The organism is Paenibacillus hunanensis, from assembly GCF_034055775.1.
Taxonomy (GTDB): Bacteria; Bacillota; Bacilli; order Paenibacillales; family Paenibacillaceae; genus Saccharibacillus; species Saccharibacillus hunanensis.
In genome coordinates, this window is record NZ_CP139194.1 from 4,537,903 (window position 1) to 4,560,438 (window position 22,536).

Genomic DNA, 22,536 nt, shown 5'->3' on the forward strand with positions numbered 1-22,536 from the left:
AAACATGGGGGTGGCCGGGAAGATTGGATGTATGCGTTCGTTCTGCGCGTTTATGGCAGGTTTTTAAATTACAGTTGTTGGTTTGTGGTTGTATTGGATACCACGGTTGGATGCTTTTTGGTGTATATCGTTTTATATTTTATTTTGAACTGTTGATTTTTGCATTGGTTTTGGTTTGACATGACGTTTCTACAGGCTTACAGCTTGGTGGTGTTACACCTTTGCTTTATCGCGGGTCATGTAGGCCATTAGTTTTTCCTGGGTTGCTTCTTCGCGGGTGACCTCGCCGGTGATTTGGCCGGCGTTCATGACGTAGATGCGGTCGCAGATCCCTAGGATTTCGGGTAGTTCGGATGAGATGACGATGATGCTTTTGCCCTCATCGGCGAGCTGGTTGATGATGGTATAGATTTCGTATTTGGCGCCGACGTCGATGCCTCGGGTTGGTTCGTCGAGGATCAGGATGTCGGGGTTGGAGAAGATCCATTTGCCGAGTACAACTTTTTGCTGGTTACCGCCGCTCAGGTTGCCTGTTTTTTGCAGGATGCTTGGCGTTTTGATCTTCATGCGTTTGCGCATGTCTTCGGCGACGAGTACTTCCTCGTGTTCGTTCACGACGGTGCCACGCGAAAGGCGTTCCAGTCCGGTTAGGGAAATATTACGTTTGATATCGTCCATCAGCACGAGTCCATAGTGCTTGCGATCCTCGGTGACGTAGGCGAAGCCGTTGTTGATCGCCTGGGTGACGTCGTTGTTGCGAATTTCTTTGCCGTCCTTGATGAGCGTACCTGAAATATTTTTGCCATACGAGCGACCGAAGATGCTCATGGCCAGCTCGGTACGACCCGAACCCATCAGTCCGGCGATGCCGACGATCTCGCCGCGGCGTACGTTCAGGTTGGCGTTATCGATCATTTTGCGGTCGGCGTGCTGTTCATGGTAGACGTTCCAATCGCGTACTTCGAGCGTTACGTCACCGATGCGTGGCGTGCGCTGCGGATAACGATGGGTTAGGTCGCGACCGACCATGCCGCTAATGATGCGATCTTCGCTCACCTCATCTTTTTTCATATCAAGCGTCTCAATCGTCTGTCCGTCACGCAAAATGGTAACGGAATCGGCGACCTTGGCGATTTCGTTTAATTTATGCGAGATGATGATACAGGAGATGCCCTGACTCTTGAAGCCGAGTAGCAGCTCCAGCAGATTCTCGCTATCGTCTTCATTTAGTGCGGCTGTGGGCTCGTCGAGAATGAGTAGCTTTACGCGTTTGGAGAACGCTTTGGCGATCTCAACCAGCTGCTGCTTACCGACACCGATGTTCGTTACGAGTGTGCCGGGTGGTTCACTCAAGCCGACCTTGTCGAGTAGCTCACGCGTGCGCTGCATCGTTTCGTTCCAGTCGATCACGCCGCCTTTTTTGCGTTCGTTGCCGAGGAAAATATTTTCGGCGATCGATAGATATGGAATCAGTGCTAGCTCCTGGTGGATGATGACGATCCCGAGTTCTTCGCTGTCCTTGATGTTGCGGAACTGGCAGGTCTGGCCTTCGAAAATGATGTCGCCGTCATAGCTACCGTAGCCGTACACGCCACTCAGCACCTTCATCAGTGTGGATTTGCCAGCGCCATTTTCGCCGCAGAGCGCATGAATCTCGCCCTTGCGTACTTTCAGGTTCACGTTCTCCAGTGCCTTGACGCCGGGGAAGGTTTTGGTGATGCCTTTCATTTCCAAAATGATGTTGTCGGGCATGGGTCTATCTCCTTTCATTGGCTTGAATGGGTGGCAGTGGTGCGTGTTGCAAGGAACCGCTATGGGAAGGGATGGGGAACGGGCTCGGGTGGAGCACCGAGAATCTACGGATTAGGAGTGAAGGTAGATTCTCGGTGCTCCAAAGTCGCCCTTTTCCCCATTCCCTTCCCTCCGCTCCGTGCAAAGGCATCCATGCCGTTTTCTGCGCGGGGGCAGGTAATTCAAAGGATTTTGGGATTTAGGAATCTGAGATTTGAAGGCTTAAAGATTTTATGGTTAAAAAAACTAAAGATTTACAGATTTCGATGCTTTAGAGATTGATAGGTTTTAGGGATTTAAGGCATTTTAAAGTCTTGTATATCATGCGTACTGTAATAGCCAGGGTATGTCTGTTATGGGCTTTGGTGTGCACGACATATGTGACGTATCAGGAAAAAGTAGACTTCTTTTTACCAATGGTAGTTTGAGCGAGAATTCGGCTTGTAGTGCCTGGTTGCAGACAGAATACAAGCACGTTGATCTCTCTTTTACTTCGCTGGTGCGTTGTTGCCGTATACTTCTTGCTCGGTGTAGTAGTTGCTGCCAATGATTTGTTCTTTGACGTTTTCTTTGTCGACGGATACCGGGTCGAGCAGGTAGGCTGGGACGACCATGACGTTGTTGTTGTAGGTTTTGGTGTCGTTCACTTCGGCTTTTTTGCCTTGCAGGATGCTATCGACCATGCCGACTGTTTTTTCGGCGAGTTTACGGGTGTCTTTGAAAATGGTCTGGGTTTGTTCGCCAGCTACGATGGATTTGATCGAAGCGAGCTCGGCATCCTGTCCGGTGATGATCGGTAGTGGTTTGTCGGCGGAGCCGTAGCCTACGCCTTTTAAGGATGAGATAATTCCGATGCTGATGCCGTCATATGGTGACAGCACAGCGTCTAGCTTGTCGCTACCGTAGTAGGCGCTTAGCAGGTTGTCCATCCTCGCCTGGGCGAGTGAGCCATCCCAGCGTAGGGTGGCGATCTGTGCCATTGTGGTCTGTTTACTTCGGACGACGAGTTTACCGGAATCGATGTATGGTTGCAGTACAGACATGGCACCGTTAAAGAAGAAGTAGGCGTTGTTATCATCCGGTGAGCCACCGAACAGCTCGATGTTGAATGGGCCTTTGCCTTTGTCGAGTCCAAGGCGCTTCTCAATATACGATGCTTGCAGTACGCCGACCTTGAAGTTATCAAAGGTCGCATAGTAGCTTAAGTAAGGTGTGTTCATGATCAGGCGGTCATACGAGATCACCTGAATGCCCTGCGCGTGGGCTTTGCCGATCACGTCGGTCAGTGTGTTACCGTCGATCGCAGCGACGACGATTACGTCGACTTGCTTGGTGATCATGTTCTCAATCTGGGAAATCTGGTTTTCGACCACGTCCTCGGCGTATTGCAGGTCGGTTTTGTAGCCTTTGGACTGGAATAGCTTCACCATGTTATTGCCGTCCGCTACCCAGCGCGCCGACGATTTGGTCGGCATGGCGATACCGACATAGCCTTTCTCTCTGCTACCTGCACTGCTTTCCGCCAGATTGCAGGCACTGAGGGTGATCATCATCGCAGCGATCAGCAGCAGGATAAGTCCCCTTTTCATTACGGATGCTCCTTTCGTGAATATGCTGCAAGCAGCATGGTTTGGGAATGGATATGAGGCGTTGCAGAAGCAGGATGATGCTGTCAAGTTGGATGCGTGTTGCTTCTGGTTGTGCCGTTCGAGATGTTTTGGTAACGCTTTCGTAAATTAGGATAGCATTGAGATGGAAGTGGTGTCTTTTCGTTTATTTGACCTTTTTTATAAAAATCGGACTTCATTTTTGTAAATTCGTATTCTGTTGCAATAATTGTTTATTTGTAGCAACCGAACTTCATCCCATACAACAAATAGCCCTGAATGAGCGCTACAGCTAACTCAACCAGGGCTAGTTTAAAATGAAATGATCTTATTGATTGTTTTGCCATTCGCAACAGCTAAATCTCACAACAGACAAATTGTAGTCAAATTTGATCCAGCTCAAATTCCTTCTTATTCCCATACCCCCAGCTTAGCGTAAGAGTACCCGGTAACTTCTTATCCATGAATTGTATGTAGGCTTCATTGGTCATCGCAATCGACAATCCATATTCGCTATCGGAACCTCGCTTAATATCAATAAGCACAGCTTCATTCGTATAATATAAAGAAGTCATTGAATCTGAAGGTTGAAATGTTACCTGAACATTACGTATCCCTCGAATCCAGGTATGGTTTCGGATGTCTAGTGATAGATGCACCATTGTATAGTCTGAATAATCGCGATCTTTCCTATATTGATGTAGCAAATAATGATTAGAGTTCATAAAATGCTCTGCATCTTCTGTGGCATACTCGCTAAATCCCGAACTTTTTTCTAAGGATTCTGCTGTCAACGAGGTCAGCTTCATAGAGGGAGGAAACAATGCAAACGTAGTAAATCCCAGCACAGCTTCCGTCATGAAATAAAATAATATAACAGATACCACAATTTTCTTGAACATCGTTACCTCTGTATCTCATAGTAGGGATATATATTTTGCTTAACCGTTCTACTTTTAATTATTAGATCCATTCTGTCATACTTCATCTACAATTGTAAAATAAATGGAGGAATTCACCATGAAACTAGAACGCCTCATCTCCATCATCTACAAGCTACTCAATCACGATGTCCTATCCGCAAGCATGCTAGCAGAGGAATATGGCGTATCGGCGCGGACGATCTATCGGGATATGGATACGATCGGGGCGGCTGGGTTTCCGGTAGTATCACATCAGGGAAGCCAGGGCGGCTACGGGATGATCGATGGCTATAAGCTGGATAAAAGTCTGCTCGGTTCTCACGATGTCGCTTCGCTCATTACGGTGCTGCACAGTCTGTCAACGATGTTCGAGGATACACAGGTGCAGGAAACGATCGAACGGCTGCAAAGTATCGAGAATATTCACCAGCTACCGCGGCTTGATATCAATTTTCAGTCGTATCATACTGACACTCATCTGCTACAGCTACTTCGTCAGGCGATTGCCGAGCAACAGGTCGTGCAGTTTGACTATTTCAATGCCAATAATGAACGCACCACTCGCGAGTTGGAGCCGAGTCGGATTTATTTTAAATACGGGGCATGGTATGTGGCTGGCTATTGTCGCTCCCGGCAAAGCGTCCGCGAATTCCGATTATCTCGCATGCTGAGTACGGTGCTACGAGACCAGTATTTTACGATACGACAGCATGAAGTTCAATCGAATACAACGGTACATACAGAACAACCAGCCACTTCATTGCAACCGGAGCAACCGTTCTCCCATACAAGCACAGAGGTTGTTATTGGTATCAACCAGGATGCTATTGCGAATGCACTCGATCAATTCCAGCACGCCGAGCGTCAATTCCACTCCGATGGTAGCATGACTATTCGCATCCTTCTTCAGCAACCGAAGCAAACGAAATGGCTATATGGCACATTGCTTAGCTTTGGCGAGAATGCCGAGGTGCTGCATCCGCCAGAGGTGCGTGCGACGATGAAGCAGAAGCTCCATCAGATGCTAGAGCGCTATGAGTAAGATAAGCCGAAACTCCTTTAATTCCATCTCTCAAAATTCACTTCATATTTCGTGATACACTTCGCAAATATGACAGTCTGTTGTCATACTTCCTTTGCTATACTCGGTTTGTAAATAGTATTCATTCTACATATCCAAAGGAGAGCTGATCTATGAATAGTACAACCAGCAATATGCTACGTTATCACCACTGGGCAAATGAAACCCTTCTGGCACGATTGCAGGAGCTGCCTGCTTCCGTATTTCACGAGGAGACACTAAGCTCCTACCCGACCATCTCGGCGACACTTGCTCATCTATATGTGGTCGATCATATGTGGTATCTGGTGCTAAACGGTATGGAAATGGTAGATGCATTGGAGCAGAGTCAGCCGTTAGTACCGATAGGCAACCAGTGGGATTTATCTGAATGCGCGGCTCGTCTGACTGAGCAGGCGCAGCAGTATACACAATGGATCGACCAGACCGATCTATCACACAAGCTTGTCGTGAACAATCCGTATGCCGGTGCGCGCGAGCTATCGCTGGAAGAGCTGGTGCTGCATCTGGTCAATCATGGTACGTATCATCGCGGCAATATCACGACGATGCTACGCCAGCTCGGATATTCTTCGGTGATGAACGATTATATTCTGTATCTGTACCAGCAGCCACAGCAAGCGTCATCCGGTTCGCTTGATTCCGTTTGATGCGCTGATCGTCATCTTGCATATAGGAGCAATATTAGCTAGATACGCTGAAATAATCGTTTGATATCCATTCCTTCACTAACCTGTTCAAGCTAATCTAAACCTCTACAATCGATCCGTTGCCTAGCCCGGTATGCTCCCCATACTAGCCCAATAAAACTGCATCAATCGCGGAAAGGAGCTACTCCACATGTCTACAGAACCCATTTTACCGATCACTTCACGAGCAGCGTGGCGCGAATGGCTGCATCTGCATCATGACGATACCGCCTATTGCTGGATCGCTGTGCGTATCCAGGCTGCGGACGATGTGCTCCTTTACCTTGATGCGGTAGAGGAAGCATTATGCTTTGGCTGGATCGATGGCGTGAAAAAGAAAACACCTGACGGCGTACTGGCGCAGCGGATGTCGCCAAGACGGCGCAACAGCTCATGGACCGAGCTAAATAAGGAGCGTGTTCGCCGACTGGAACGACTTGGACAGATGACAGCCGCTGGACGACGGGTATTGCCTGATATGGACATTGAGCATTTCGTCGTGGATGCGGAGATTATGGAGCGGCTACAGCGTGAGCCTGAGGTATATGCGCACTTTATCGCCATGCCTGAGTTATATCGCAGAATACGGATCGATAATATTCAAAATGTTCGTCACCAGCCGGAGCTGTTTGCTCGCAGGCTGGATACATTGATCGAGCACACGCGGGTAAACCGGATGTATGGACAATGGCATGATCATGGACGATTATGGAATGAATCGGACAGTGAGAATTGAAGAAAGCCAGCTAACCCTACATATGTAGAGGGTTAGCTGGCTTTCTTATATAGATCGTACCATTAACTCAAGCTAGCAATTCCTTTAAAATCAGACCCCTGATCTAGTGGAGACGATAGCTCATGACAACGTACTACCTGCTCACCCTGTAGCTCAAAAATCGCTATCAGCTCGACCTGTCCATGCTTGCCGCTCTTCTTCTCCACATCGACAATATAGCGGAGGGTAGCGGTCTGTATAGGCTCATCATAGGCATAATGCGTAAACGGTGAAATTGCAATCGACCGCACCTCCTGCCGTAGCATACGAACATGATGCTTAAACTCATCCAGATTACTCCGTACACCATCGGTAACCTGCACATAATCAGGGGCAAAATACCGATCAATACATGTATCATCCATCCCAATGACTACATCGCGATACATTTTATTTAAAAATACCAGTGCTTCCGATTTGCTCAATTGCTTGTTCATTGTATCATCCTCCATGGATAGAAAAGTTATGATTCCTGCGATTCATCAGCCCTGTATGGCTGTAAATAGTGGAGCAGAAGCAGATGCTAACACGATCAAAATATCTACTATAAAAGCCATCATATATATGCTGCCCATGCATGCAAAAATCGAATAATCGTAGTCAATTCTGACTCATCAAACTGACTGAACAGCTGCTCGTATTGCTCTACTAAACGGCTATGCAGTCGCTCATGAATCGTAGCCAGCTGCTCGCCTGCTGGTGTAAGCGTGTAATAGACTTCCTTCAGATTCTGAGGTCTGCGTACTTCCCGAATCAGCTCATGCTTGAGCAGGATCGCTGTCGCCTTGGTAACCGCTGGTCGTGAAATACGTAATTGCTCAGCCAGATACATATTGTTGGCCTCGCCCTGCCTCTGTAAAATCGATAGCAAATGTAGCTGCGTAATTGTCCATTTATGAGAAGGCACGTCCATTTCTGCTGCCATTTGTTCAGCCAGCTGTTGTTGCCGCTGCACATTTTGCTCGCGCTTGAGCAATAACTGCTCTACTGCTTGAAATGCTTGTTTTTGCATCGCATCCATCTATCTTCCTCCTATTATAATTAACCGGTTAATAATTATAGTTTACTGGTTAATTATATATCCGTCAACTGTGCTTTTTTAATTGGATTGCCCTGATTCCGTCAATTCCCTTGTCTGCCCAGGCTATAGCTTACAAATAAAACAAGCCAGCCTGTCCATCCACGCATTTCCTAATCATGTGAATGGGCAAACTGGCTTGCTATCGATCAAGATAGCTATGCTGTTAGGTGATGAGCTGCTTTTCACTCATCTACGATTACTAATTCATATCAATATATACGCTCACAATGGCTTCTCTACCGAGTCAAATCAACCCCATACTCATATATCGCTCACCATTGTCCGGCGCGATACACAGTACCTTCTTCCCTGCGCCAAGCCGCTTTGCCTCCTGCACTGCTGTCCATACCGTTGCTGCCGAAGATGGGCCAAGCAGTAAGCCTTCCTGCCTTGCCAGCTCCTTCATCATCGACAAGGCATCCTCATCCGCAACCTGTACAATCTCATCATAGATCGACGTGTTCAGAATCGCAGGCACAAAGCCCGGGCTTGTACCGACCAGCTTGTGCGGTCCCGGCTGACCGCCAGATAGAACAGGCGAGCCCTTCGGCTCCACGACCATAATACGCAGATAAGGCAGATGCTCACGCAATGTCTCCCCTGTACCGGTAATCGTTCCGCCTGTACCCGCAGAAGCGACAAATGTATCCAGCTTACCTTCCATCTGCTCCAAAATCTCCAGTGCTGTCGTATGCCGATGTGCATCTGCATTAGCAGGATTGTCGAACTGCCTTGGCATATAGCTGTTCGGAATTTCACTTAGCAGTTGCTCTGCCTTGCGGATCGCACCGGGCATTTTCTCAGCCGCAGGAGTGAGCACAACCTGTGCTCCATACGCTTTTAAAATGCTAATCCGTTCCTGTGACATATTATCCGGCATAACGAGAATCGCTCCATATCCACGTGCAGCGGCATTCATCGCCAGTCCAATCCCTGTGTTGCCACTCGTCGGCTCAATAATCGTACTGCCAGGCTGTAGCTCGCCCGACTTCTCCGCCTGTATGATCAGATTCAGTGCTGCACGATCCTTTACACTGCCGCTCGGGTTAAAATATTCCAATTTGACGTATACATCCGCCCATTCCGGTGAAGCTAGACGGTTTAATTTTAAGACCGGTGTATCTCCAACAAGTTCACTAATATGTTGTACTACTTTGCTGTCCATGGATAATGCTCCTTTAATTTATACATAGCCTTGCGGATTGGCGATTGATAGCTATGGGTTAGCGTATCCTTTTGTACCCATATCACGGCAATCAGCGTTAGTTGCCGATCGCTAATGCCACCTACTATAATAGGGTTGTCTTCTTCTCCAGCTCCCGATAATACTCAATCTTGTCGCCAATATTATGCAGATGGGATTGTAGTAGCTGAAGCTGCTGCTCCAGCTGTGCATGATGCTGTTCTAGCATCTCGCGGCGTGCGGATGCGGTCATGTCGCCCTGACTACGCAGCTCTGAAAATCGCTGCATTCCTGCAATCGGCATCCCTGTATCACGCAAACGCAGTAAAAATTGCACCCAGCTCACATCCTGCTTATGATACACTCGATATCCCTGCTCATTACGCTTCACGTCACGTAACAAGCCAATTCGCTCATAATATCGAAGCGTATGCGCACTCAGTCCAGTTATAACCGTCATTTCCTGTATTGATAGTGTGTTTTCCATACGTTTACTATACCATACTGCGTTTGGAGAGAAGATGTTGACTAACGCGGTCGGAAACTATATTTGCATGTAACCTACACCTACACCTACACCTACACCTACACCTACACCTACACCTACACCTACACCTACACCTACACCTACACCTACACCTACACCTACACCTACACCTACACCTACACCACAATATTTTACGAAATTGTCTCTGACGCTACACCTGCAATATTATCGTTTGTAAATTCCCCCTTGCCTTTGAGCGCGCTCTAAGCTCTATGCTAAATAAGTCGAAGCAAGCTGTAGCGCTAATCTGATCGGTTCTGTCTATCATTTCTGATCTGTCATGCCCTATCTCTTCTTAGCTTCACCATCTATTAAGCAGGAGGTCTATTCATATGAATAAGCAAACACAGCACGTTACAGGTAATGAAGAAAGTCGGTACGATCGCGGCTGGAACAAATTACGTTCTATGCACGGCGAGCTTGGAGAACAGGTCATCGCTTCCTTTCAGGATATCGCACCTGACCTTGGCAAATATGTGATCGAGTACGCCTTTGGCGATATTTACTCACGCCCAATACTCGACGACCGTCAGCGTCAACTCGTAACGATCGCTTCTCTAACCACACTTGGTGGCTGCGAAGCCCAGCTTCGTGTACATGTGAACGCCTCTCTGAACGTAGGACTAACACCAGCCGAAATCTCCGAAGCGATCATTCACTGCTCTCCTTACACTGGATTCCCGCGTGTGCTGAATGCAATGACAGTAGCAAAAGAAGTGTTTCAGCAACGGGGATTGTTACCACTAGCTTGATCGCACGATCATGAGACTGGATGGCTTTATAGGATCAGGAATAGATAAAAATCAGCTTGGACGTAGAACAGATGGAGTGCAGACGTGTTGTTCAAGCACACGCAATTCAAGTTCAATGCCAATCCGAACTACGATACAAGCATATGTAACGCATATGATGCTATTTTAATGAGAGTAAAGGTTAATGTATCTACATGATCGTCAATTAGATTAATATAAATTGGTTTACGGAGTCTGCTGTATCTAATCGCTAAGATGGGTATAGCAGGCTTTTTTGTGTATTGTACTGGCTTTTACATACTAAATAGATGTGACGAAAAATCACCTCTTCTATACATCTTCCATACCTATAACTTCCTACATTTATTCCCAATAACACACAAACTTCTTTACAGAAAACTTATACCTGCATTATAATCATTTACGCACCGTTACCCTTTACATTAAGTAAACCATACTTAACTTGTACAATGTCTGGTCACACAAGCGACGAATCTCCATCTATACCAGCACGAGAATCCATCCTATCCCAAACATAGAAGCCGCCACACTTCGAACAATAAACGGATTCATCGCAGCTAATCTTGCGCATTATCACCTATTATTCTCTACTTATCCACTACATTAAAGGAGCTTTTCCAACATGACAGATTCATCTCCACTACGTTCCGGGCGTGGCTTTCCGCTCGGTATTTTAATGCTCAATTTATTTATTGCCCTGCTTGGTCAGGGGATGGTTATTCCTATTTTGCCGCAGTATTTGCAGGAGTTCGATGCAGCCGGAACAGCGGCAGGCTATCTGGTAGCTGCGTTTGGTGCGGCACAGTTTATCTTTTCACCGATTGGAGGACGCATGTCCGATCGGTTTGGGCGGAAACGGATGATCCTCGCCGGGTTATTTTTGACGGTGATCTCGGACTATATTTTTGCTGTATCGTATAATCTGCCTGCCCTGTATATTGCACGCTTTATCGGCGGAATCGGGCTGGGCATTATGGTGCCTTCGGTGCTCGCCTATGTCGCTGATGTGACGACGCAGCAGACACGCGCTAAAGGCATGGGCTATCTCAGTGCCGCAATGAATCTTGGCATGGTGCTCGGTCCCGGGCTGGGCGGCTTGATCGCTACGTATGGCATTCGAGTTCCATATCTGGTAGCAGCGGCGCTTGGCTTAGTCGCCACAATCATGACGCTATGGCTCAAGGAAACACTACCACCAGAACGCCGAACAGCCGCGATTCAAAGTAGCAACAAGCCGCAAACCTCCATGCTCCAGCAATTAGGGCAATCGTTCCACCGATCTTATTTTCGCTATCTGCTACTCATTCTGGTGATGACCTTCGGCTTGATGACCTATGAAACGGTCTATTCGCTCTATGTTGAGCAAAAGTATGGCTTTACCGCCTCAGAGATTGCGATCATTATTACACTTGGTGCCATCGTCGGTATTGTCGTGCAGGTCTGGCTGCTGGATCGCGTCATCCGCTGGCTGGGTGAATATCGTCTGATTCGGCTATCGCTGGTCGTTACGGCTGTTGCACTACTACTAATGCTGATCCCGGTCAATCTGGGATATTTGCTAGCCGTATCGGCACTCTTTTTCGCATTTAATGCCTTTTTACGACCTACAGTGAACACTCTGCTTGCCAATCATGCAGGGGACGATGAGCAGGGCTTTGTTGCTGGATTGAATACAACGTATGGCAGTATCGGTAGCATTATTGGCCCGGTCGTAGCTGGTACACTGTTTGACAAACATATCGAGCTTCCGTATATTGTGGGAGCTATCATTCTTATTGCTACACTTGCACTTGTGCGCGAAACGTCTGCACGCCAGACCAGAAGCAAGCCAATATCGACGGACGATCATGCTTCCTAATCTAATCGTCCGCTATCAAAGGAAGGTTAAAGATGAGTGAACAGGAATCCTGGCACCAGCATGTACGCAGCCAGCATCGCGATGAGCTAATTCAGGCAGGACAGCAGCTATTTTTACAGCACAATTTTCCGGATATTCGGGTGAACGATATTTGTAAGCTCGCTGGAATCAGCCGTGTCACCTTTTATAAGCATTTTGATGATATCAATGAAGTTGTATTTGAAGTACAAATGCGCATTTTGACGCATATGACCGATTGGCTGGTGGCCGCCGATCAACCAGAGCGCACAGGCTTTGAGCGCTTGAAGTCAATCTTGCACAGCTGGGTTGATTATGCGCGTCAGCATGGTCAGGAACTGCGTTTTATCGTACTGTTCGATCTGTATTATGACGGAATGCAGATCAAGGATGAGCTGCGTCAGCGATATGAGCAATTCGTGTACGAGGGGCAAAAGAGCGGCTTTCTACTCGATCCGCTACAAGCAGGCATAGCCGATGGCACACTGTTCTCCCAGCTTGATCCCCACCGTACGGGCGCTCTTATTTTCCAGACGATTATGGGTGTGCTGCAACGTCTGATTCTCAGTAATCACCAGAATCACTTTCAACCGAATGCGCTGGATGAGATGGATCTGCCAGTGATTACGATGCTGCTGCACTATGTTGCTTCGCCGCCTGAGGTATAGATATAGATATACGTGTCCAGACGATGCGCCCATACAAGTACATTCACGTCATATAGAGAGTGATTCAGAAGCTAGAGTAGCATCGTTCCGACAACATGGAGCAGGACTCCGCAACTAGAGTAACACTGTCCAATAACGCAGAGCAGGATTCGACAACTAGAGTAAAACTGCCCCAATAACGCAGAGTATAATTCGGCAACTAGAGTGAAACTGCTCCGATAACGCAGAGTATAATTCGGCAACTAGAGTGAAACTGCTCCGATAACGCAGAGTATAATTCGGCAGCTACAGCATATCCGACTGCAATCGCAGCAATGGTTTAGAGAAAAACAAATATGATGCGCTCCAATTCGGATTAGTCGGTTACTATACTTTGGAAAAGACCTTGAATACAGCTCGTTCAAGGTCTTTTTTGCTATAGATTGTTGGTATAAGGAAACAGTTTGCTGTTGTATGCTGGCGCGATTGAACATTCGTAATTGAATACGGCTTACCTGTGTCGCATCCTTATAGGCGTGGCATCACAGGCGGCACATCGCCAGCTAGTGCATTCTGCTCAATTTCAAAGCCGAGGTCTTCGATCATCTGGTAATCAAGCATCGCTTCCTGCCCCGGTGTCGTCAAATAATCGCCGACAAAAATAGAATTAGCAGCGTAAAGCGCCAATGGCTGCAATGTACGCAAATTCAGCTCACGTCCGCCAGCAACCCGAATTTCCTTGGTCGGACAGATCAAGCGCAATAATGCCAGAATACGTAGTCCTCGCATCGCAGGAGTATGCCCCTGATTAGCAAGTGGTGTGCCTGCAATCGGATTGAGAAAATTAACCGGAATCGAATCTGCATCCAATTCACGAAGTGCAAAGGCAAGCTCGACAAGCTGTTCATCCGTCTCGCCCATTCCGGCGATAAATCCAGAGCACGGTGACATGCCGCTCTGCTTTACATGCTCTACCGTCTGCTCGCGCTGCTCATAGCTATGAGTCGTCGTAATATTGTCATAATGATCACGGCTTGTGTTCAGATTGTGGTTATAACGATGTACACCAGCCGTTGCTAGCTGATGCGCCTGTTCATCGTTTAATAATCCAAGACAAGCACAGATTTTCAGTGGCATTGTGGCACGAATCTCCTGTACCGCTTCCATCACCTGTTCCAGCTCACGCCCACTCGGACGTCTACCTGAAGCGACAATGCAATATGTACCTGCTTGACGATTCATCGCTTCACGCGCACCAGCTAGCAGTGTTTCTTTGTCCAGCAGGCTGTATTTTTGCACAGGTGCAGTGGAAACGATCGATTGGGAGCAATATCCGCAGTCCTCCGGGCATAGTCCACTTTTGGCGTTGATGATCATATTGAGCTTGACTCGTTTACCATAGTAGTGACGACGAACTCGGAATACGGCTTGTAGCAGAGGGAGCAGCTGATCGTCGTCGGATTGCAGTATGGATAGCGCTTGCTGGTGGGTGAGTTGGTGTCCGCCCAGGGCAAGATCGGCAAGCTGTTCCCAGTTCGTAGTGACGGTAGATGAATACATGGATAATCGACTCCTTTCAATTGTTAACCAAATAATATAAAATAGGTTAACAATTAATTCAGGATTCGTCCAGATTCTTTTTTAAAATGCTGCGCAGTTCGCTTAGCTGGTTATACCGACGCATTGAAGAAGTAGACCGGTTCACAGATAATAGGATAAGTCCTTGAATATCTAGCGCTAGGCGAGCTTTGGATAGGTTTCGTGATACAGTTTTACAGTTACATAGGTGTCTACCAGAGCAAGCACTGACTATAATGTAGCCATACAACACATACACATATACTCTTTTATAAACAGGAGGTCTACGATGAAGAAGCTACACCATTCCAAAAAGCAGAAAATTCGCGGCTGGAAAAGACGGAAGCGCAGTATTCAGCTGTGGCGGCAACAGATGCTAGAGCTGGATATGGAGACGGTTCGCAGCGAAGACTTTGATTATGCGAAGCTATGGATTTACCCGTTCTACTCCATTTCTCCTATCGATCCGCCGCATTGGTTTCAGCGGCTGCTGCTAGGTGAGATGATCGATGTATATGCTCACTGGCAGAAGCAGATGGAGCTGGAAAGGGAGCCTTTTTATTTGAAAATCTGGCTGTATGAGCCGAACTTCATCCTATCGCAAATTGTCGTCGCCTATCGAAGCAGACTGCATTTCTACGATGAGCATTTTCAACCTGCACCGACGGCAAGCCCCTTCCCTTTTGCAGCTACAGGCGATCTTGCAGAGAAGCTATCCAAGCTCGATTGGCAGCTATGTATTCAGGAGGAATTGTATTGGAGCAATGAGCTGCAAGACCATATAGACAAAGGGCTTCGCACGGAGGCTGAGGTACAGCGCTTGATCGACCGTGCATATGCTACCGAAACGATGCAGTACGGTGGCGAGGAGCAGACGGTGTATAAGGTGCGGATTGGCGATGTGTGGCTGGGAACGTGGAAGACAGATTAATTTTACCTGAGTAAAGCTATTCATGTACTGGAATGGTGGCAGACATGTGTTTGCTTTTTTATGCCCAGCCATCACCCATGAAATGAGATTTTGATCGATCCAACCTCTACATTTCAATATACATTCAAGCCTATCTTTTAAATATCGGAGGTCTATACTTATGAAAATCTACAACAAGCTTGTTCGTGATCGAATACTAGAAATTATTGAGGCAGATGGCAAAAAAGCTAATCTAGAGACCATGAATGATACAGACTATCTTGTAGCGCTTAATAATAAGCTGCAAGAGGAGCTGGATGAGTACAACCAAGATAACGATATAAGCGAATTAGCCGACCTGATTGAGGTTGCCTATGCGATTATTGAACATAAAGGAATGAGCATTGAACAATTTGAACATATTCGACTCCAGAAGCAAGCTGAGCGTGGTGGATTCGCAAACAAATTATTTCTGCGTAGTGTTGAAGACTAAGACTAATCCGCTCCTGGCAAACGCCCTGGAGCTTTTTAAAATTAGAAGCTATTGGATCATAAAAAAGCAAAAAAGTCACTCTGCTGGCGACTTTCCTTGATCAACAACACAATATCAGGCAGACAGACGCCTGATCTGTTGTATGCGTTCAAGAATCGTTTATCCACGTCCAGAGTGACTTTTAGGTCTATTTTATTCAGCGATGATCCGTTCACTACCTATTAATTCAACGGCTCCCGCTCCGCCTGCTCCCGATCAATACCCTTCTCCTTCAGCGCAGGCTTCAGCTCATCCTTAGCCAGCTTCCACAGCGGCACCCCGGTACGATACGCCGCCCTTGCATTCAAATGCCCTGCAATCGGTGCCGTGACAAATACAAACAGAATCGCCAGCAGAATCCGCATACTCGGATACCCATCATAGATCCAGAAGAACAAAAAGGCGCCGACGAGCACGAACAACACGCCGAGCGTTGCACTCTTGGTCGCTGCGTGCGCACGCAGATACACGTCAGGGAAACGAATAATACCGAACGCGCTCAGCACACTGAGCACCGCGCCCGCTACGATCAGAATCGCGATGACAGGCTCACCGATCGTCTGTACGATCCCCATCATCCCCGTCGTCTCCGCTCTCGTACTCATGCTCGATCACCACCCCTCGTTCGATATATTTGGCAAATGCTACGGTTCCGATGAAAGCAAGAATCGCTACCAGCAGCATCACTTCCAGAAATGCCTGTGTATCCAGCATCATCGATAGCACCGCGATCATGGCGATCAGATTCACACCAATCGTATCAAGCGCAGTAATGCGGTCGGTCATGGAAGGCCCTTTGAGCACCCGGTACATACAACCAGCGATCGCCAGCGACAGTAGCACAAGCGTGATCGTCATTGCCATTTGCAATATGGACATTACCGGGTCACCTCCTTGATCGCCTTTTCAAACGTATTGCGAATATTGCGCGATAGCTCTTCCTCATCCTTAATATCAATGGCATGGATATAGGCGAGATGCTGCTCCTGAGATACTTCAATCAGTACAGTACCCGGTGTGAGCGAGACGAGCGTAGATAGCAACGTTAGCTCCCAGTCGGACGTAAGATCCGTCTCATAGGTCAGAATACCGGGATTAATGTCTAGCTTTGGACTAATAATATAGCGCAGCACGACCATACTTGATTTGAATAACTCGGAGAAAAATAAGACAAGCAGCTTGAATGCTGCCCACAGCTTACGTCCATAAAATGGCTGCGGGAAAAATCGTTGTAGACCGAAGATAAGCAGCAAGCCGATCAGATAACCGACAATAAAGTTAAGCCCATTCCATGTTGTATTCAGTGCCATCCAGACGAGTGCAATCACCAGATTCAGTATAATTTGAAATCCCATCGCTTAACCGCCTCCCAATACAGCCTGTACATACACGGCTGGTTGTACAAGCACAGACGCCGCATCAGCAACATAGGTCTGAATCCAGCCAGCGCCCAAGCCGATCGCGATCACGAGCACGAACAGCACCGAAGCCGATGCCATCAGCGATTTGGGACGAAATGCTCCCCAGTGATGATCCAGCACATTCTCGCTCGCATCCGGCAGTAGGCTCGGATTGCCTGCCTCCGTAATCCACTCACGATACACTTCATCCGGCACATGTCTCTGATCATCGGCTAGCGGACGCTCCTTGCCCCAGAAGCCAAGCATGAAAATACGCATAACCGAGTACAGCATCACCAGACTCGTAAGCAAGCTCAAAATCGTCAGCGTATACCAGCCACGCTCAAACCCACCCTGCACAATTAACAGCTTACCGACAAATCCACTTAACGGCGGTACACCAGCTAGGGCAAGCGCCGAGACGAAGAACATCCAGCCGGTCAGCGGAATGCGCTTGATCAGACCGCTCATCTGCTGCAAGCGCGCTGTACCTGCGACTCCGATCATAATCCCTGCCAGCATGAATAACAGCGCCTTGATGATCATATCGTGCAGCATATAGAAGATCGCGCCTTCCAACCCTGCACGATTCGCTGTCGCCAGACCGAAGGCGATCAAGCCGACACCTGCGATCACATTGTAGGCCAGAATACGATTCACCTCGCGATATGCAATCGCACCGACCACACCAAGGATCATCGTTGCGATACCTAGCCAACCGATCAACGTATACACAAACCCCATATCCTGATAAAAGATCAGCGTAAATGTACGCATGATCGCATACAAACCTACCTTGGTCAGCAGTGCCGCGAAGATCGCGGTGACGACGGTTGGCGGCGAGGTATATGGCCCTGGCAGCCAGTAGAACAGGAACAGACCTGCCTTCAAGCTAAATACAGTCAGCAGCATGAGCGCAATCACGCTCAAAATCCCACTTTGCCCGACTTCGGTAATCCGCTCGGACAAATGCGCCATATTAAGCGTCCCTGTCGCTGCATACAGATACGCCATCGTTGCCACGAACAGCGAGGACGATACGATATTGATCAAAATGTATTTGAGTGTCTCACGCAGCTGACGCTTTGTTCCACCTAGCACAATCAGCGCATACGATGAGATCAGCATGACCTCAAAGCAGACAAACAGGTTAAACAAATCCCCTGTCAAAAACGAACCATTCACTCCAACCAGCAAAAATTGAAAAAACGGATAAAAGTGATGCTTCTCCCGCTCTTCCCCAATGCTCGCAAACGCATAAAACAAGCATACCGCTCCGAGAATCGAGCTGGTCAGTACGAGTAGCGCGGCGAACATATCGGCAACCAGCACGATACCATAGGGAGCGACCCAGCCGCCCATTGGCAGAATCTGAATGCCGCTCTCATGTACCTCACCAACGAGCACCACGGCAATACCAACACAGAGCAGCATCGAGATCGCTCCCACGATGCGCTGGAAGCGAATATGGCTTCGTCCGAATATTTGCAGCACCGCCGCAACCAGTGGAATGAGTAGTGGGAAAATCAATAGATTATTGGCCACCTTTGCGCTTCACCTCCTCCATATCGTCCGTTTTCAGACGAAGGTAAGAGCGGTACGCCAGTACGAAGAAGAAGGCGGTAACTCCAAAGTTAATCACAATTGAGGTCAGAATGAGCGCCTGTGGTAACGGATCGACATAGGAGCCGGATTCCTCACCTAGCAGCGGCGGTGCACCTGTCTTGAGTCCCGACATCGTCATCAGTAACATATGCACCGCATGGGTCAAAATCGAGGTTCCCAGAATAATCCGCAGTAGACTGCGCGACAGAATCAGATATACCGCTACTGCAAACAGTATCCCTACAGCAATCGACATCCATATTTCCATATTATCGATCCTCCCCTATTTGCAAAATAATCGTCATCGTCACGCCCACTACAGTCAGGAACACGCCCAGATCGAAGATCATCGCTGTAGCCAGCTCTGTCTTACCGAGTAGCGGCAGCTCCACATAAGCAAACGTATGACTCAGGAAAGGAACGCCGAATAGGAAGGAGCCAATCCCCGTCATATAGGCAATTCCAAGACCCGTCGCAATCAGATCACGATAGTCAATCGGGATCACACGCCGTGCCAGCTCGACATTAAAGGCAAGTGCAAGCAGCACCAGTGCCGAGGCTGCCATCAGACCACCGATAAAGCCACCGCCCGGATTGTTATGTCCGGCGAAGAACAGATATAGCGCAAAAGTAAGGATCACGAACACAATTACCTTTGTCCCTGTAGCAAGAATGACGTCATTACTTTTGAATAGATTCATATTTTTAGAGATCGTCTGGGCTTCCTTACGCGTGCGTCCGACAGGCACACTTGGCGCAGGCTCGATCTTTGGCTTCACATAGAGCACACGCGCTCCGGTATCTCGCACCTTCATTTGGAGCTGGATCATCGCATAGATGCCGAGCGCTGCAATACCGAGCACCGTAATTTCCAGGAAGGTATCGAAGCCACGGAAGTCGACCAGAATCACGTTAACGACATTATCGCCACCGCCGAGATCATGACTGTTTTTCACAAAATAACCTGAAATGCTCTCAAATGGACTGCTTCCACTTGCAGCGAGCGCTACAAAGGTCATCACCACACCTACACCGACTGCGATCACACCATTCAGCCAGCGTGAGCGCTTCGTGCTCACTTCACGCCGCAATTCAGGCATATGGTAGAAGCAGAGCAGGAACAGCACAACGGATACTGTCTCGACGATCATTTGGGTGAGCGCCAGATCCGGTGCGCGGAACAGAACGAAGAACATCGTTACGATGTAGCCTACTGCGCCCGTCATAATGACCGCAATCAGACGTTGACGGGCAAAGGGCACCGCCACTGCCGCTCCGACAAGCATAATCAGTAATACCGCCTCGTAGATCGTAATCGGTGCCGATCCTTCGGTGTTGAGCGAGATGCCCTGCGCACGAAGTAACCCAACCCCAATCAGACCGATCAAGAAGACAAAAATATACACCAGATAGTGATGCACTGATCCGCTCATATAGCGCAGTGTGAAGCCTTTGGACAATCGTTCGCTATAGTGAAGCACACTATCATACAGATGATTCAGCGTGAGACGTGCTGGATAACGATTGTAGATTCCTTTCCAGCGTGGCAGGAGCTTATACAGCAGCGTACCGAGTACAATCACGCCGATCGTCATCCATAGCGCTGGCGTGAAGCCATGCCAGAAGGAGATATGCACATCGAAATGTCCGCTTGCCGGCACAATGCCAGGCAATATTGCGCGCATCGCAGGCTCAATTAGACTATTAGATAGTACATTCGGCACAAAGCCCAGCACAATGACGAGTAGCGCCAGAATAGCAGGTGGTAGCAGCATTCCCCAGGCTGGATCATGTGGCTTGCCATCCAGCTTGTCCGGCTGATAGCGCCCACCAAATGTTTTGAAAATAAAGATCATACAGTAGACGAATGTGAACACACTACCGAGAAAGGCAAGGATCGGGAACAACACACCCCACATTTGCAGACTGAAAAAGTCCGCATGGGTTAGCTCCATCATCGCTTCCAAAAACATCTCCTTGCTCAAATACCCATTAAACGGCGGAATGCCTGCCATCGAGAAGCCGCTGATACATGCCATCGTGAACGTGATCGGCATCATCGTCAAAATGCCACCCAGCTTACGCATATCACGCGTACCGGTTTCATGGTCGACAATACCAGCAACCATAAACAGCGCACCCTTAAAGGTCGCATGGTTAATTAGATGGAATATCGCCGCAGTCGTTGCACCTGCATAGAGCAGGGATTCTTCACCCATGCCCATATGCACAGCCGCCGAGCCAGCGCCAAGCAGCGACATGATCAGACCGAGCTGCGATACCGTCGAATACGCAAGCAGCGCCTTCAGGTCAGTTTGCCGCACCGCCATGATCGAGCCATAGCACATGGTGATGATTCCGCCCAGTGATACAATCCAGAACCATTCGACCTGTCCGGCGAAAATCGGGCTAAAGCGAGCGACCAGATACAGACCTGCCTTGACCATCGTAGCCGAGTGCAAATACGCACTGACTGGCGTTGGTGCCTCCATCGCATCTGGTAGCCAGATATGGAATGGGAACTGTGCCGACTTTGTAAAAGCACCGATCAGCACCAAAATCATAGCGAGCAGGAATAATGGATGATCGCTAATATTGCCCAGCAGTGAGATCGTTTCACGAATACTCCATGTATCGGTCAAGCTATGCAGCAGTACAAAGCCTGCCAGCATCGCGAATCCGCCAAGCACAGTGATCAGCATCGATTTGAGCGCTCCATAGCGCGACCGATCCCGTTCATACCAGAAGGCGATTAGCAGGAAAGACGATATGCTCGTCAGCTCCCAGAACGTATAGAGCACGATCATATTATCCGATAATACGATACCGAGCATAGCACCCATGAACAGCAGCAAATACAGATAAAACCGATGAATCGCTTCCTGCTCCGGATCGAGATAGTAAATAGAATATAGAACAACAAGCGCGCCAATCCCTGTAATCATTAGCGCAAACAACAGCGCAAGCCCGTCCATATACACCGTAAAATTAATACCTAGTGATGGCATCCACGGCAACGTAGACACCCCTGCAGTTGTCTCACGAACAACCGGCAAATACGTCAACAGTAATCCAAATAACACCACTGGCACGATCAATACGAACCAGCCGGTATGTATCATTTTGAATCGTTTACGAATGACAGGCACGAATGCAGCAAATAGAAATGGAGCCATAATAGCAGCATGTAGTACAGACACTCTCCTAAGCACCCCCATATTCAAAAGGTTAGTCAGCAAGCAATCCAAGTCCTTGCCTGCATAATACAAACGTCTATGATCTTATAGTACCCATAAATGCACCCTAACGAATTATGAAGCGCCAAAATGACGAGATATGGCAGAATTCCGAAAAAAGACAAAAAGGAGCCTATGATGACAGGCTCCTCCGGTGTTGCAATTATATAGTTGTAAGCAGACTTCACTGCGTATCATGACACGATCATATTCAACAGCATCGTATGGGTTCCGATAAAAGTAGACGACCAATGTGCTCGTCGTTATCGTCCCTTACTATACTATAAGCTCAGCTTGCTGGC

22 protein-coding genes are annotated in these 22,536 nt (G+C 48.1%); 8 read left to right on the forward strand and 14 right to left on the reverse strand.

Features of this window, described 5'->3' with window-relative positions; genetic code table 11:
* Nucleotides 1–213: 213 nt before the first annotated feature.
* From mmsA to SK066_RS18410, 3 genes are all read right to left on the reverse strand, one after another.
* Nucleotides 214–1,752 carry a multiple monosaccharide ABC transporter ATP-binding protein gene (mmsA, locus tag SK066_RS18400; RefSeq protein ID WP_320542553.1) on the reverse strand — a complete coding sequence of 513 codons (1,539 nt, stop codon included), beginning with the start codon at nucleotides 1,750–1,752 and terminating at the stop codon, nucleotides 214–216.
* A 527-nt stretch (nucleotides 1,753–2,279) separates the two neighbouring features.
* The gene (gene chvE / locus SK066_RS18405; RefSeq protein WP_320542554.1) at nucleotides 2,280–3,380 is read right to left on the reverse strand and encodes a multiple monosaccharide ABC transporter substrate-binding protein; all 1,101 of its coding nucleotides are present in this window, start codon (nucleotides 3,378–3,380) and stop codon (nucleotides 2,280–2,282) included.
* Between the two features lie 401 nt (nucleotides 3,381–3,781).
* Nucleotides 3,782–4,300: a hypothetical protein gene (locus SK066_RS18410; protein ID WP_320542555.1), complete on the reverse strand. Its 519-nt coding sequence runs from the start codon at nucleotides 4,298–4,300 to the stop codon at nucleotides 3,782–3,784.
* Nucleotides 4,301–4,418: 118 nt separating this feature from the next.
* Between SK066_RS18410 and SK066_RS18415 the strand changes: the two genes are divergently transcribed.
* The 3 genes from SK066_RS18415 to SK066_RS18425 all read left to right on the forward strand — a co-directional run bounded on the left by SK066_RS18415 (nucleotide 4,419) and on the right by SK066_RS18425 (nucleotide 6,827).
* Nucleotides 4,419–5,363: a helix-turn-helix transcriptional regulator gene (locus SK066_RS18415; RefSeq protein WP_320542556.1), complete on the forward strand. Its 945-nt coding sequence runs from the start codon at nucleotides 4,419–4,421 to the stop codon at nucleotides 5,361–5,363.
* Between the two features lie 152 nt (nucleotides 5,364–5,515).
* Nucleotides 5,516–6,052 (forward strand): DinB family protein, encoded by a 537-nt coding sequence (locus tag SK066_RS18420; protein WP_320542557.1) that lies wholly within the window; start codon nucleotides 5,516–5,518, stop codon nucleotides 6,050–6,052.
* Between the two features lie 190 nt (nucleotides 6,053–6,242).
* The gene (locus tag SK066_RS18425) at nucleotides 6,243–6,827 is read left to right on the forward strand and encodes a YdeI/OmpD-associated family protein (RefSeq protein WP_320542558.1); all 585 of its coding nucleotides are present in this window, start codon (nucleotides 6,243–6,245) and stop codon (nucleotides 6,825–6,827) included.
* 62 nt (nucleotides 6,828–6,889) lie between these two features.
* Here the strand turns inward: SK066_RS18425 and SK066_RS18430 are convergent, their stop codons facing one another.
* The 4 genes from SK066_RS18430 to SK066_RS18445 form a co-directional block, all read right to left on the reverse strand.
* Entirely contained in the window at nucleotides 6,890–7,303 is a 414-nt protein-coding gene (locus SK066_RS18430) for a nuclear transport factor 2 family protein (protein WP_320542559.1), read from the reverse strand.
* Between the two features lie 119 nt (nucleotides 7,304–7,422).
* On the reverse strand, nucleotides 7,423–7,887 hold the full coding sequence (locus SK066_RS18435; RefSeq protein WP_320542560.1) for a MarR family transcriptional regulator: 465 nt from the start codon (nucleotides 7,885–7,887) through the stop codon (nucleotides 7,423–7,425).
* Nucleotides 7,888–8,191: 304 nt separating this feature from the next.
* Nucleotides 8,192–9,112 (reverse strand): cysteine synthase A, encoded by a 921-nt coding sequence (gene cysK, locus SK066_RS18440; RefSeq protein ID WP_320542561.1) that lies wholly within the window; start codon nucleotides 9,110–9,112, stop codon nucleotides 8,192–8,194.
* Between the two features lie 124 nt (nucleotides 9,113–9,236).
* Nucleotides 9,237–9,617 carry a MerR family transcriptional regulator gene (locus SK066_RS18445; protein ID WP_320542562.1) on the reverse strand — a complete coding sequence of 127 codons (381 nt, stop codon included), beginning with the start codon at nucleotides 9,615–9,617 and terminating at the stop codon, nucleotides 9,237–9,239.
* 392 nt (nucleotides 9,618–10,009) lie between these two features.
* Here SK066_RS18445 and SK066_RS18450 point away from each other — a divergent pair, with 392 nt between their 5' ends.
* From SK066_RS18450 to SK066_RS18460, 3 genes are all read left to right on the forward strand, one after another.
* Nucleotides 10,010–10,429: a carboxymuconolactone decarboxylase family protein gene (locus tag SK066_RS18450; protein WP_320542563.1), complete on the forward strand. Its 420-nt coding sequence runs from the start codon at nucleotides 10,010–10,012 to the stop codon at nucleotides 10,427–10,429.
* Between the two features lie 643 nt (nucleotides 10,430–11,072).
* On the forward strand, nucleotides 11,073–12,308 hold the full coding sequence (locus SK066_RS18455; protein WP_320542564.1) for an MFS transporter: 1,236 nt from the start codon (nucleotides 11,073–11,075) through the stop codon (nucleotides 12,306–12,308).
* Between the two features lie 32 nt (nucleotides 12,309–12,340).
* On the forward strand, nucleotides 12,341–12,994 hold the full coding sequence (locus tag SK066_RS18460) for a TetR/AcrR family transcriptional regulator (RefSeq protein WP_320542565.1): 654 nt from the start codon (nucleotides 12,341–12,343) through the stop codon (nucleotides 12,992–12,994).
* 507 nt (nucleotides 12,995–13,501) lie between these two features.
* Here SK066_RS18460 and bioB read toward each other — a convergent pair.
* Nucleotides 13,502–14,533, reverse strand: coding sequence for a biotin synthase BioB (gene bioB, locus SK066_RS18465; RefSeq protein WP_320542566.1), 1,032 nt, complete (start codon nucleotides 14,531–14,533; stop codon nucleotides 13,502–13,504).
* Between the two features lie 307 nt (nucleotides 14,534–14,840).
* Between bioB and SK066_RS18470 the strand changes: the two genes are divergently transcribed.
* Both SK066_RS18470 and SK066_RS18475 read left to right on the forward strand, forming a co-directional pair.
* Nucleotides 14,841–15,482, forward strand: a complete 642-nt coding sequence (locus tag SK066_RS18470) for a hypothetical protein (protein WP_320542567.1) — start codon at nucleotides 14,841–14,843, stop codon at nucleotides 15,480–15,482.
* A gap of 160 nt (nucleotides 15,483–15,642) precedes the next feature.
* Nucleotides 15,643–15,954 (forward strand): nucleoside triphosphate pyrophosphohydrolase, encoded by a 312-nt coding sequence (locus SK066_RS18475; RefSeq protein ID WP_320542568.1) that lies wholly within the window; start codon nucleotides 15,643–15,645, stop codon nucleotides 15,952–15,954.
* Nucleotides 15,955–16,175: 221 nt separating this feature from the next.
* On the opposite strand, the gene mnhG is transcribed toward SK066_RS18475, so the two are convergent.
* The 6 genes from mnhG to SK066_RS18505 are packed head-to-tail and all read right to left on the reverse strand — an operon-like array spanning nucleotide 16,176 to nucleotide 22,198.
* Nucleotides 16,176–16,598, reverse strand: a complete 423-nt coding sequence (gene mnhG, locus SK066_RS18480; protein WP_407673700.1) for a monovalent cation/H(+) antiporter subunit G — start codon at nucleotides 16,596–16,598, stop codon at nucleotides 16,176–16,178.
* On the reverse strand, nucleotides 16,543–16,872 hold the full coding sequence (locus tag SK066_RS18485; RefSeq protein ID WP_407673701.1) for a Na(+)/H(+) antiporter subunit F1: 330 nt from the start codon (nucleotides 16,870–16,872) through the stop codon (nucleotides 16,543–16,545). Before SK066_RS18485 ends, mnhG begins: the two co-directional genes overlap by 56 nt.
* Nucleotides 16,872–17,348 (reverse strand): Na+/H+ antiporter subunit E, encoded by a 477-nt coding sequence (locus tag SK066_RS18490; protein ID WP_320542569.1) that lies wholly within the window; start codon nucleotides 17,346–17,348, stop codon nucleotides 16,872–16,874. Before SK066_RS18490 ends, SK066_RS18485 begins: the two co-directional genes overlap by 1 nt.
* Before the next feature lie 3 nt (nucleotides 17,349–17,351).
* The gene (locus SK066_RS18495; RefSeq protein ID WP_320542570.1) at nucleotides 17,352–18,938 is read right to left on the reverse strand and encodes a Na+/H+ antiporter subunit D; all 1,587 of its coding nucleotides are present in this window, start codon (nucleotides 18,936–18,938) and stop codon (nucleotides 17,352–17,354) included.
* A complete protein-coding gene (locus tag SK066_RS18500; protein ID WP_188773450.1) occupies nucleotides 18,928–19,266 on the reverse strand; it encodes a Na(+)/H(+) antiporter subunit C in 339 nt (112 codons plus the stop codon). Before SK066_RS18500 ends, SK066_RS18495 begins: the two co-directional genes overlap by 11 nt.
* Nucleotide 19,267: 1 nt before the next feature.
* Complete coding sequence (locus tag SK066_RS18505) at nucleotides 19,268–22,198, reverse strand: Na+/H+ antiporter subunit A (protein WP_320542571.1); 2,931 nt, start codon at nucleotides 22,196–22,198, stop codon at nucleotides 19,268–19,270.
* Nucleotides 22,199–22,536: the final 338 nt, after the last annotated feature.